The sequence below is a fragment of the Methanohalophilus sp. RSK genome (genome assembly GCF_003722075.1).
In the GTDB taxonomy this organism is placed as follows: Archaea; Halobacteriota; Methanosarcinia; order Methanosarcinales; family Methanosarcinaceae; genus Methanohalophilus.
Window position 1 is genome coordinate 33,703 of sequence record NZ_RDSK01000004.1, and the last position, 12,615, is coordinate 46,317.

13 protein-coding genes are annotated in these 12,615 nt (G+C 40.8%); 9 read left to right on the forward strand and 4 right to left on the reverse strand.

What is annotated here, in order from left to right:
• Positions 1–8: 8 nt before the first annotated feature.
• From mtaC (EFE42_RS02425) to EFE42_RS02455, 7 genes are all read left to right on the forward strand, one after another.
• Complete coding sequence (gene mtaC / locus EFE42_RS02425) at positions 9–773, forward strand: methanol--corrinoid protein MtaC (protein ID WP_123135758.1); 765 nt, start codon at positions 9–11, stop codon at positions 771–773.
• Positions 774–786: 13 nt separating this feature from the next.
• Positions 787–2,172 (forward strand): methanol--corrinoid protein co-methyltransferase MtaB, encoded by a 1,386-nt coding sequence (mtaB, locus tag EFE42_RS02430; RefSeq protein ID WP_123135759.1) that lies wholly within the window; start codon positions 787–789, stop codon positions 2,170–2,172.
• Between the two features lie 495 nt (positions 2,173–2,667).
• On the forward strand, positions 2,668–3,438 hold the full coding sequence (gene mtaC, locus EFE42_RS02435; RefSeq protein ID WP_123135760.1) for a methanol--corrinoid protein MtaC: 771 nt from the start codon (positions 2,668–2,670) through the stop codon (positions 3,436–3,438).
• A 13-nt stretch (positions 3,439–3,451) separates the two neighbouring features.
• Positions 3,452–4,834: a methanol--corrinoid protein co-methyltransferase MtaB gene (gene mtaB / locus EFE42_RS02440; protein WP_123135761.1), complete on the forward strand. Its 1,383-nt coding sequence runs from the start codon at positions 3,452–3,454 to the stop codon at positions 4,832–4,834.
• Positions 4,835–5,053: 219 nt separating this feature from the next.
• Positions 5,054–5,650 (forward strand): acetate uptake transporter, encoded by a 597-nt coding sequence (locus EFE42_RS02445; RefSeq protein ID WP_123135762.1) that lies wholly within the window; start codon positions 5,054–5,056, stop codon positions 5,648–5,650.
• 48 nt (positions 5,651–5,698) lie between these two features.
• Positions 5,699–6,577 carry a cation diffusion facilitator family transporter gene (locus EFE42_RS02450; RefSeq protein WP_123135763.1) on the forward strand — a complete coding sequence of 293 codons (879 nt, stop codon included), beginning with the start codon at positions 5,699–5,701 and terminating at the stop codon, positions 6,575–6,577.
• Positions 6,574–8,499 (forward strand): hydantoinase/oxoprolinase family protein, encoded by a 1,926-nt coding sequence (locus tag EFE42_RS02455; RefSeq protein WP_123135764.1) that lies wholly within the window; start codon positions 6,574–6,576, stop codon positions 8,497–8,499. Before EFE42_RS02450 ends, EFE42_RS02455 begins: the two co-directional genes overlap by 4 nt.
• A 36-nt stretch (positions 8,500–8,535) precedes the next feature.
• Here the strand turns inward: EFE42_RS02455 and EFE42_RS02460 are convergent, their stop codons facing one another.
• Positions 8,536–9,678 carry an MFS transporter gene (locus EFE42_RS02460; protein ID WP_233564691.1) on the reverse strand — a complete coding sequence of 381 codons (1,143 nt, stop codon included), beginning with the start codon at positions 9,676–9,678 and terminating at the stop codon, positions 8,536–8,538.
• Between the two features lie 158 nt (positions 9,679–9,836).
• The gene (locus tag EFE42_RS02465) at positions 9,837–10,058 is read right to left on the reverse strand and encodes a hypothetical protein (protein ID WP_123135765.1); all 222 of its coding nucleotides are present in this window, start codon (positions 10,056–10,058) and stop codon (positions 9,837–9,839) included.
• A 143-nt stretch (positions 10,059–10,201) separates the two neighbouring features.
• On the opposite strand from EFE42_RS02465, the gene EFE42_RS02470 reads away from it, so the two are divergent.
• Both EFE42_RS02470 and EFE42_RS02475 read left to right on the forward strand, forming a co-directional pair.
• Entirely contained in the window at positions 10,202–10,543 is a 342-nt protein-coding gene (locus tag EFE42_RS02470; RefSeq protein ID WP_123135766.1) for a shikimate kinase, read from the forward strand.
• A gap of 12 nt (positions 10,544–10,555) precedes the next feature.
• Positions 10,556–10,735, forward strand: coding sequence for a hypothetical protein (locus EFE42_RS02475; RefSeq protein ID WP_123135767.1), 180 nt, complete (start codon positions 10,556–10,558; stop codon positions 10,733–10,735).
• On the opposite strand, the gene EFE42_RS02480 is transcribed toward EFE42_RS02475, so the two are convergent.
• On the reverse strand, positions 10,725–12,086 hold the full coding sequence (locus EFE42_RS02480; protein WP_123135768.1) for a PFL family protein: 1,362 nt from the start codon (positions 12,084–12,086) through the stop codon (positions 10,725–10,727). The genes EFE42_RS02475 and EFE42_RS02480 overlap by 11 nt on opposite strands.
• Positions 12,087–12,108: 22 nt before the next feature.
• On the reverse strand, positions 12,109–12,387 hold the full coding sequence (locus EFE42_RS02485) for an ACT domain-containing protein (protein ID WP_123135769.1): 279 nt from the start codon (positions 12,385–12,387) through the stop codon (positions 12,109–12,111).
• Positions 12,388–12,615 lie beyond the last annotated feature (228 nt).

A 12,615-nucleotide genomic window follows, 5' to 3' on the forward strand; every position in this document is an offset into this window, starting at 1 on the left:
GGGCAAAAATGATAGATATCAATCCTAAAAATACTTTGATACGCTACAACATATTGGTTGAAAGCGATATGGCTCCTGAAGAAATGGCAGAAAAACTGTACCCCACAGACCCCCATATTCGCCAGATCGCCAAAGCTGTTTTTGAAGGCGATGAGGATGAAGTTGTCGCTGCTTTGCAAAATACAATTGATTCCGGAGTAGATCCCCTTTCACTTATAAACGATGCCCTGATGGCAGGAATGGAAGTAGTGTCTACTCTATATGATTACGGATTGTTGTACCTGCCGGATGTTATTATCTCTGCCCAGGCAATGATTGAAGGAATAGAATACTGTAAGGAACAATCCAAACAGGTTCATGAATCAAAGGGTAAGATCATTTCTTATGTTGTAGAGGGAGATATTCATGACATCGGAAAAAAGATTGTAACCGTTCTTTTACGCGCCAATGGTTATGAGGTTATTGACCTTGGAAAAGATGTGCCTGTTGAAGAAGTTGTGGCCGCAGTCAAAAAAGAAAAACCTATCATGCTTTCTGGAACCGCACTGATGACCACTACAATGCATGCTTTCAAAGACGTGAATTCGCGGCTGCTTGCAAGTGACATAAATGTACCTGTGGTCTGTGGCGGGGGTGCTGTTACCCAGGACTTTATTTCCGATTATGACCTGGGAGTATATTGTGAGGAAGCTGCAGACGTACCAAAAATTGCAGATTCCATCCTGCAGGGGTTGGATATAAGGAAATTAAGGGATACTTTCCATAAACACTAAGGAGATCCGTATTATGTCTGTTAAACGTTATTCTTCAATGGAATATGACAATTTTGAAGACCTTCTTTTTGGCCACTCTAAATATCCTGTGAAAACCGGTCTTGATCTGGAAATCGGTGCTGGATATACAACTGCTGAAATCAATTATGCCCCCCGGCCGAATGCGGCTGAAAATCAGGCAACGCTTGTAAACGAATACGAACGTATTACCCGCGATATAATGGAAAGGATGGTTCAGGTTGGCTTCCCATCAGTCGTACTTGAAACCGAACATGTGCAACAGATGACACATAACCCTGAATGGGGGGCTGATATTGCAAATGCACAGAAAGCCATTATGGAAGATTACCATGATGAATATGGCATCAAATGTGCCCTCAGGCATACGGTGGGTGATGTCAGGGGGGATAGGGAAAAAATTGATCTGCGGGGAGATGCTTATTCCCGGATTCTTGAATCATTTGATCAAGTCGCTTCTTCAGGAGCGGATATGTTGTCGATTGAATCCCTTGGAGGTAAAGAAGTATTTGATCATGCTATCCTGAGGAATGACATGCGGGGAGTTATCTTTTCAGTTGGTATACTCGGCGCACTTGATGTTGAATATATATGGCAGGACATCTGCAATATTGCAAAGAAAAATAAAGTAGTACCTGCGGGCGATACGGCCTGTGCACAGGCAAACACTGCAATGTTTGTTGCAGGGGGACTGCTTGACTTCAAGCTGTCCCATAGTATGGCATCTGTTGTAAGGGCAATTTCTGCGTCACGGTCTCTTGCTGCATATGAAGCAGGTGCAATTGGTCCGGGTAAGGATTGTGGTTATGAGAACAATATTATTAAGGCAATTACCGGTTACCCCATTTCTCAGGAAGGGAAAGGCTCTACATGTGCCCACTCGGATCTGATGGGCAACATGTCCATGCAGTGTTGCGATCTCTGGTCCAATGAATCTGTGGAATACCGGGGGGATTTTGGAGGAACCACTGTACAATGTTGGGGAGAAACTCTTTCTTATGATTGCAGCATGATGAATACGGCATTGGAAGCCGGAGTTGGTAAAACCCTGCGTGATGTGCTAATGGTTTCGGATAGATACAGGGATCCACAGGCATTCATATTATCATATGATAATGCGTATCGCATTGGTGAAGTAATAACTGCCCATCCGGATGATTTGTACCTGAGAGCAAAAGAGGCAGGCATGAAAGCTTGTGAATTAATAGAAAGTGGTTCCGCAGGATTCCTGGAATTATCCAAGTTTGAAAAAGCTACAATAAATAAAGCCTGGAATGACCTGAAATCATTAGACGAAAATAAGGAATCTTTTATTTGTAATTGTCTGGATACTTATTCATCTGAAGTGGATACATTTAATACATCAAATTATGGCCTTTAATTTCTGTGATTTTAACTACTAATATTGTTTTTCAGATTTCTCATATATATAGTTATTCCTATTCATTATATTATAATTTAATTGTTTTGAATGTTTTTTTGAAAACGCTATGCTGCAACGTATGTATAGTTATAGTTATTTTGTATATGCATTTGATAGTAATTATCTATTTATAATATCTATTCAGCCCGTCTATTTTATTATAATATATAAGTATTATTGCAATTGATAATATTTATTTTTTGAAATCAAGCATATATGCTCAAAAAAAAGCAACCAATAAGCGTTTTTTATACTGTATAAAAATATAGATGCATCTGCAAAATAATAAGCAAACTTTATATATTAGCATTTAATAATAGAAATGTTTATATATAATTATATCTCACTTGAATATGAGGTTTGATTAAACCTCGCAATAGATTGGAGTTGGGCCAATCGCCATCAGGCATTGTCCCTGAATATATTTGAAACAAATATGGAAGGAAGTGTAGAATGACCAGTTTGGACGTAGACCCCAGTGAAATTCTGGAAAGATATAACGTCAAAATGGAAAAAGCAATGACGCCGGATGACGCGGCAGCAGAACTTTATCCAAAAGACGAGCTGATTCGCCCGATTGCAGAATCAATTTATGAAGGCGAAGAAGATGATACAGTAGAGGGCCTTAAGAAAGCAATTGATGCCGGCAAGGATCCAATTGCCTTAATCGATGATGCCCTGATGGTGGGAATGGGAGTGGTATCAAAACTCTACGATGAAGGTATAATTTTCCTGCCAAATGTAATGATGTCTGCAGATGCAATGCTTGATGGTATTGATTTCTGTAAATCCCAGGCCAAAGAAGCACCTGTATCCAAAGGTAAGATCGTATGCCACGTTGCAGAAGGTGACGTGCATGACATCGGTAAGTCCATTGTCTCAGCCCTCCTGAGAGCAAATGGTTTCGATGTGGTAGACCTTGGACGTGATGTACCGGTAGACGAGGTTATTGAAACTGTGAAGAAAGAAAAGCCAATAATGGTGACAGGAACTGCCCTTATGACTACCACAATGTACGCTTTCAAAGCTGTCAATGACAGGCTTCTTGAAGCAGGTATTAAAGTTCCATTCCAGTGTGGTGGCGGTGCTGTAAATCAGGACTTCGTATCTACCTATGAGCTCGGAGTATATGGAGAAGAGGCGGCCGATGCACCAAAGATGGCAGAGGCAATTCTTGCAGGCGCAGATCTTGGCAAACTCAAGGAACAATTCCATCTACACTGAAGAGGTGAGCAAAATGACAGTAAACAGATACACCAAGATGGCATATGCCAGCGCAGACGATATGATTTTTGGGAACTCTCCCAATCCTGTAAAAGCAGGGCTGGACTTAGAGATTGGTGCCGGTTACACCACACCTGAAGTAAACTATGCACCCAGGCCAGAAGCCGGTGAGACCAAAGAGAAACTTGTAAAGGAATATGAGCGTATTACCCGTGACATAATGGAAAGGATGGTCCAGGTAGGTTTCCCGGCAGTTGTACTGGAAACCGAGCACGTTCAGCAGATGACCAACAATCCAACCTGGGGTGGAGAGGTCGCAAATGCACAGAAAGCCATTATGGAAGATTACCATGATGAATACGGCATCAAATGCGCTCTGAGACACACCCCTGGTGACATTCGTGAAGACCGTGATTACCTGCAGCTGAGGGGAGAAAAATACAACACCCTTATGGAATCCTTCGAGGAAATCGCAGCAAACGGTGCAGATCTCTTATCCATAGAAACTATGGGTGGTAAAGAAGTCTTTGACCGTGCAATTCTGAGAAACGATGTTCCAGGTATGCTCTTTGCAATTGGTTGCCTGGGTACTATGGATATGGAATACATCTGGCAGGACATTACAAAAATTGCCAAGAAGAACAATGTTGTATCTGCTGGTGATACTGACTGTGCACAGGCAAACACTGCAATGTTTATTGCAGGTGGACTTCTTGACAAGAACCTGGCCCACACCCTTGCAATAATTGCCAGAGCTATATCCGCACCACGTACCCTTGCCGCCTATGAGGCAGGTGCAGTTGGTCCGGGTAAAGACTGTGGTTATGAGAACACTATTGTGAAGGCTATTTCCGGTGTGCCGATTGCCCAGGAAGGTAAAACCTCCACCTGTGCTCACTCCGATGTAATGGGTAACATTGTAATGCAGTGCTGTGACCTCTGGTCCAATGAATCCGTGGAATACCATGGTGAATTCGGTGGTACAACCGTACAGTGCTGGAGTGAATCCCTTGCATATGACTGTGCACTGATGAATGTCTCCCTCCAGACAGGTCAATCCAAAAACCTCAGGGACATGATGGTCCTCTCCGACAAGTACAGGGACCCACAGGGATACATCCTGGCCTATGACAATGCCTACAAGATTGGTGAAGCAATTGTCAAGGATTCAGACGACATCTATCTCCGTGCAAAGAACGCTGCTGTAGAGTGTGTGAACCTGCTTGAAAATGCAGATCCCAAACTACAGATGACCAGATTCGAAAAGAACGCACTTGCTGATGCTAGTGAGGCTCTGGCTGGACTTACTGATGATTCAGATAAGTTCCTTAGTGACTCCCTTGAACAATACAAAGACGAAGTCAAGGTCTTCAGGCCGGAGAACTACGGTCTCTGAACAGCAAACATACAGACGTTTAGCTGTGGGCTCCTTTAAGGAGTTCACAGCCCCAATCACCTTGTAATCTTCTATGTAGCTAAACAAGGAGGGGATATAAAAGCAATGCAATACTTACAACCTCCCTTTACTCCTATTTTTTCAGATTAAGTTAATTGTGAGTTATTGTAACTTTTGGTCTGTATCGATCTATTAATTCAAATGATAAAGGTGATATTTATGGAAGGAAATATTCAAATGGTGCAAGCCGAAGTAGCTGATAAAACGGCCAACCCTGCACCACTTGGTTTCACTGGACTTGGGCTTTCAGCAGTTTTGCTAAGCCTGACATATGTAGGTTTATTCCCACTTGATTCAATGGTAGTTTCAATGGCAATCTTCCTGGGAGGATTTGCCCAGGTATTTGCAGGGATAATGGCATGGAAAAAAGGAGATGTCTTTGCCGGAACTGCTTTTAATGCATTCGGACTTTTCTGGTTCTCACTTGCAGGACTGATTATACTGCAGTCTCTTGGATGGGCCGCTGCTGCTGAACCAATATCAATGGCCACCTATCTCTTCATATGGGGTATTTACACTTTTGTGATGCTTATAGGTACCTTGAAAATGTGCAATGGCAGCAAAGCCATACAGTTTGTGTTCCTTACCCTGTTCATCCTGTTCATCCTGCTTGCATTTATCAATGCTACAGGAATGACCGGTTTACTTGTTATTGCAGGTATCGATGGACTTCTACTCGGATTTGGTTCACTATATGCAGCTCTTGCTATGGTACTGAATGAAATTTGTGAGAAACCTGTGGCTCCAGGTATTTAAAGCAACATATTGGGATATACTTATATTATTTATGTTGGAGGAGCAGAAATGTACAGGAAAACCTTGTTGGAAAAATATTTTTTCATTTTTGTTTTCCTGATTTTTTTTATTTCCATACCAAAGATATTGTATGGATATTTTTATGATATAATCTATCTGGAGACCAGTGGATATTATTCACTACTAAGAGGATTTTCAATTGTGTTTATTGCTGGTAGTTTTTATGTCACTTCCCTTTCACCCAATTCCCTGCATCCCTATGGTTATTCTAAATATGCAAAAATGGGTCAGTTTCTGGTAGCTCTTGGAATTGGAATAATTTCTTTGCTTTTAATAGGCCATTCACTGATAGCCAAATATAGTTATCACAAAGTTCCGTTTATCGATATATCCGGATATATTATAGTCCTGCTTTCTATCATATTTTATCTTCTGTTAGTTCATTCCATGAAAAAGGTCCAATTCCCCTTGCAGGAAGAAAAAAACTATAATAGTTCTGACAATATCAAAAGAGAAGTGGCTTTAACCATTATTACATTAATAGGTCTGGTAGGTATTGAACATGGATATTTTTTCCTGGATGTTGTCCTTTCAATCTTTTTCTTTTCATTTTTGGTTAAAGAAACCCTTTCTGTAATGTGGGAGAGCAGCATTTTTTTGAGTGATCGATTTAGCCTGGATGAAAAGCAAATCTGCAATCTTGTAAATTCAATAGATGGGGCCAGCGAATGTCATAATGTAAGGGCACATGGAACTGATTCAGAGCTTTATGTTGACCTGCATGTACGTATGGACCCTAAAATAAAAATCATTCAGACCAAACCAATAGTTGAACAAATAGAATCGTCCTTAAAAGCAAGTTATTCAGCAGTCAGGGATGTTACTGTACATATTGAACCTAAAAAAAAGAAGGGAGGTTTTACATGAAATATAGTCTGGGCATAGATGCCGGGGGAACTTATACTGATGTAGTCATTATTGAAAACAATTCAGGAAAAGTAGTCAGTTCAAACAAGGCACTTACAACATATCCTGATTTACTTGAAGGCATCGAAAATTCAATTGATGGGCTTGATTTTCAATATCTTGAAGATATTGCAGTGGTTTCTGTCTCTACAACCCTTGCCACAAACACGGTCCTTGAAAATACAGGATATCCTGTAGCACTTATACTGATTGGGGAACACGGAAGTGAAAGGGAAGGTTTTCCTTCCCGGCATATATTTCATGCAAAGGGTGGCCATGATCACAAAGGCCTGGAAATGCAGGAACTTGACACAAAATCCATCGAGTCCTTTGTTAAGGGTATAAAGGATAAAGTATCTGCATTTGCGATTTCATCCCATTTCAGCATACGTAATCCGGATCACGAAATAAAAACAAGAGAACTCATTCAAACAATTGTTGATATGCCAGTTGTTTGTGGTCATGAACTCTCCCAGGACATCGGAGCTTATGAAAGGGCTGTAACAGCTACACTGAATGCACGGCTTATTCCTGTAATAAAGCAATTTATTGAAACTATAGTTAAAGACATAAGAAGAAGAGGAATAAGTGCCCGACTTCTGATGCTTAAATGCGATGGCTCTGTAACAGGCATTGAAGATGCGCTCAAAAAACCTATAGAAACCGTATTTTCAGGGCCTGCTGCAAGTCTTATCGGGGCCTCCCATTTAAGTGGGAGGCATACCTGTATCACAATAGATGTGGGAGGTACAAGTACCGATATTTCTTCTATTTCAAAAGGAGTGCCTGAACTAAGTGAGTCCGGTGGAATTGTAGGGGGGTGGAAAACCAGAGTACGTGCAATTCATATGGAAACCTCTGCAATGGGAGGAGATAGTGGAATCTGGACGCGTAAAGGCGGGCTTTTCATAGGACCCCGGCGTGTAATTCCTCTCTGTCTTGCAGCAGAAATGTACCCGGGATTTTTATCGAAATTAAAAAGTACTTCCCATCCACAAAGGGACCTTTGTGATGAAAATATCCAGCCAGCCAGATTTTTCGTTAAAAATGGCTCTGGAAAACATGAGTTAAACGCCACTGAAAGAAAAATACTTGACGTACTTGGCAGTGAACCGATGTCTTACAGGGAACTGACTTCCCTCTCCAGGAGCCACATTTCATCAAATATGCTGGATTCCCTTATAAGCAAACGATTTATCCGTGTTATAGGTTTTACTCCGACAGATGTATTACATGTATTGGGAGATTATGAACAATGGAATGTAGAAGCCGCATCAATCGGGGTTGACATTCTTGCAAGATTTGCTTTTAGCAGTAAATTTGAGATGTGTGCAACACTGAAAGAAAAATTTGCTCTCAATATGGCATATGACCTAATATGTTTCGCCCTCCCAAATATCGAAAAAGAGAGTATAATGGAGACCCTAACCGGTAATTATCCTACTACTTTTAAAATGAAATTACCTGTAGTTCTTATCGGTGGCCCTGTAGCCCCCTATGTAAAATCACTTGGAAAAATTGTAGACGCTGACATCATTCTCCCGGACCATGCAGGTGTAGGAAATGCAATTGGGGCCCTATATGGTAAAGGAATAAAAAGACTTGAATACCTTATAAGGCCTGCATCTTTATCCGAACCGGATCAGGATTTCCTTGTTTTTTCCCAAAATGGAAGAAAGAGTTTTAAAACTTATACGCAAGCCTATGATTATTCCATAGATAACGGCAAAAATGTGCTATTCGAATATATGAAAAGTTGTGGTATCAAAAAAGACCAAGTATCCTTCAATATAAAGGAGAAGAAAATAATTCCTGAAGGGTGGAAACATCCTCCTATGGAAACACAATTGACAATTATGGGAATAGGTACATCCCCACTTTAATTTCAGAATGTCGTATCGATGGGAAAAATATCTTTTTCAACCTATATAAGTTTTATTTGACCTTATTTTATAATTAACAAAAAGGGTCAGGAAAAGGAGAATTGCAAAAATCGCAAATATCATTTCCAGTCCTACAAATCCCGACAGGCCTCCTGCAAATAGAGGCATGATTGCAAGACCCCCATAGGTATATGTGCTGTAGAGGCCCATTGTGATACCTTTGTTCTTACTCATGGATGCCAGCAGTGTTGGCAATCCGACCATCGCAAGTCCCGAACCGGATCCCAGCAATGCAAATCCTACAAAAGGCAACCATATGGTCGCCAGGGTTCCTGAAGCTGCTACCACAATACCTATATTGATCATTTGTTTTGATTCCATGGATGTATGTGATATCCAAATGGAAGATACCATTGTACTGATATAGCTTACAGCAATGGCAATTCCCAGTTCAGCTTTGGAAAGCATGCCTGTACTGTAATCAGGATACAATGCAAGTAAGACACCATTGGTACCTATCAGTACAAAAACGATTATCCAGATACCCATATAAGATTTGTCTACCAGAAATCCAGAGGTTGTGGAGATCTTTTGCCGGATTTCAGCAATAATTGGAGATTGTAATTTTTCTTTATTCCGGCCATTTTTGTACAGGTATCCCATTCCCGCAATAAGGGTCAAGAAGGATATAACTGTAAAAGCCATGATACCATACTTTAAGCCCATGGTAGCCAAAAGACCGCTCAAAGCAACACCTGCAGCAAGTCCTGCGTTTAATAGAAAATTAAATTCTCCCATATACTGTTTTCTCTTGCTGAATGAACCAAGGTAAGAAAATGCCGCAGGGAAAAATGCACCACAAGCAGTCCCTTCCATCAATCTTGCAAGGATCAGCAGATGAATTTCATTGGTAAAAAGCATTATAGCTCCTGAAAAAAAAGTTAGCACCAGGCTGATTGTCACAAATCTCATAAAGCCATATCTTTCTGCCAGTATTCCAAAGGGCAGCATCGTAAGCAGAGCTCCTATAAAGTAGGCAGAAAAAAGAAGACTTGACAATTCGACTGCATGATTCCCGGATCCAATTCCTGCAAGTTCAGGAAGAATAGGTATCACTGCATTGGACAATCCCATTATAGTAAATATCGATAAATAAACAAGTAACCTACCTTTTTCCATCCATCTACCGCCTGTTGAACTGACTGCATAATGGAAGAGTATATTAATAACAGTTGCTATTGCTATCTGAAAATATTATAACAATTAGAAATCCTCAGAAAAATGAATATCCAAAATGGTCGGAATATGCTCGAAAAGTTAGGTTAATAAGCCCTTTGTCAACGCAGGACCCGGTATTTTCGCAAGAACATCGAAGATTTAAGTACAGAAACGGTCCCATTATTACGTTTGACGATATAATCGCCCGCTTTGCCGTTTACGGTTCCTCTCTTTGTTTCCACACTGAAGTCTGTCAACATCTTTAAAGCGTGACCCACCGGGTTTTTTTTATTTGTTTCCATCATTTCTGAAACTATAGTCTCTTTGCTTAGTTCACTCATATTGAAACCTCCCTAGAATAGACCCGAAAATAATTATGATACTATAACGTATATACCTAACCGATGAATTAAAAATTTTAACTAGCAAATATTCATTAATTTCAAACATTGCATTTATCCCTAAATAAAACCAAGTGATATGTATGATCATTACCCTAATTGGAATGGCTGGTGTCGGAAAAAGTACCATTGGCAAACTTCTTGCCACCCATTTAGGTTATAGCTTTGTTGATGTGGATGACTTGATAAAGCAAAGAATAGGTGGACAGTTACAGGATTATCTTGACGAAAAAGGAGATTCAGCTTTTATTAAAGTTGAAGAGGACGCCATACTAAATTTGGATTTAAAGGACAAAATGGTGATCGCTACGGGTGGTAGTGCAATCTACTCAGAAGCTGCAATGGAAATCCTTTCTGAAAAATCTATAATAATACTGCTTGATGATACTTTTCCCAATATAAGAAAAAGGATTTCCCATCCCTAGAAAAGAGGGCTGGTGGGTTTCCGGGAAAAGGGAATTAAGAAATTGTATTTGGAAAGGCTGCAATTGTACCGGAAATATGCAGATATTGTTGTTGACATCAATGGAATGGCAAACAAAAAGAAAGTTGTAAACAATATTGTGGAAAAGAGTAAAGAACTCTATAATTCCACTTTTGACACTTTCAATTTGTGAGTGCCTGTATTGGCGCCGGGATACGCCCTGCTTTTTTAACAAACTCTTCAGAACTGAATTTGTGGACAGGCATGACCGGACAGCTTCCAAGCAATCCTCCATACTCAACCATATCTCCTGTCTTTTTGCCCGGTGCAGTAATGATGCGCACTGCTGTTGTTTTCCTGTTTATCATTCCTACAGCCATTTCATCGGCCATAATTGCCGAAATCGTAGAGGATGGAGTGTCTCCGGGAACTGCAATCATATCCAATCCCACCGAACATACAGATGTCATTGCTTCGAGCTTATCCAGTTTCAGTGAACCACGTTTCACGGCTTCTATCATTCCTGCATCCTCACTTACAGGTATAAAAGCCCCACTTAGTCCGCCTACAGAAGATGATGCCATTGCACCGCCTTTCTTCACCGCATCATTCAACAATGCAAGAGCAGCTGTGGTTCCGTGGGTGCCACAGCTTTCCAGCCCCATTGCCTCAAGGATAGCTGCTACACTATCACCAACTTCAGGTGTGGGTGCAAGTGAGAGGTCCACAACTCCAAAATCAGCTTCCAGTCTGCGGGACACTTCCCTGCCGGTCATCTCTCCCATTCTTGTGATTTTAAAGGCGGTTTTCTTTATACACTCAGCAATTTCCCCCAGGTCAGGATTATTCAGGTCCCTTATAGCAGAATTCACAACACCGGGACCGCTCACGCCCACATTTATGACACAATCAGCCTCGCCGACTCCGTGAAAAGCACCAGCCATAAAAGGATTATCTTCCGGGGCGTTTGCAAAAACTACGAGTTTAGCACAGCCAATACCTTCCCTATCCCTGGTAAGGTCTGCAGTTTCTTTAATCACTTTTCCCATAAGCTTCACAGCATTCATGTTTATGCCGGCTTTCGTAGTTGCTACATTAACAGAAGAACAAACCTTTTCCGTAACTGCAAGAGCCTCAGGGATTGCATTAATAAGTCTTCTGTCACCCGCTGTCATCCCTTTATGGACAAGAGCGGTGAAACCACCTATGAAATCAACTCCAATCTCATTGGCTGCTCTGTCAAGAGTTTTTGCAATGGAAACTATCTCTTCCTGTGTGTATGTTTCTGCAATTGTGGCAATTGGTGTAACAGATATACGTTTATTGATTATGGGTATGCCATACATTTGTTCGACTTCGTCTGCAACATCAACCAGTTTGCTGGCGCAACGTGTCATTTTCTCGTGAATGTTGTCATTGAAAGTCTCAATATCAGGATGAACACAATCTCGCAGGTTGATTCCCATTGTGACAGTTCGTATGTCAAGGTTCATGCTGGAAATCATATGAATGGTTTCCATTATTTCTTCAGGATGAATGAACATTTATACCACCTCTTTTGGGAATTCAGATACGGTGCATGAAACGGAATACATCGTCTTTCTGTACCTGGATCTCAACACCAAGTTCATCTCCAGCAGCATTTATTGCATTCTGGAATGCATCAATGTCAAATCCCTTTTTTTTTGTCTCTGTCAGCATTATCATGGTGAACAAATCTTCCATTATAGTCTGGCTTATATCCACAATGTTCACCTCGAATTGGGCCAGTATATTTGTTATATGTGCTACTATCCCGACTTTGTCTATTCCAATTACAGTGATAACAAAACGTGTGGATGTCATAATCAGTTCTCCTCGATATGTAGAATACGGTGGAACTACGATTTCATCATATTTAATAATGCATCAATATCTAATAATGCTTCAAGTTACATAGCGAAATAGTGAACTACCACCCTATGAATAGGGTGGCTTCCTGCTTCATTATTGAACCTATTGGTTCAATTCCACAGGCTTAAACTGTAGTTCCTACAGCACGATTCAGAATATTAATGGCAGCATTATGGTCGC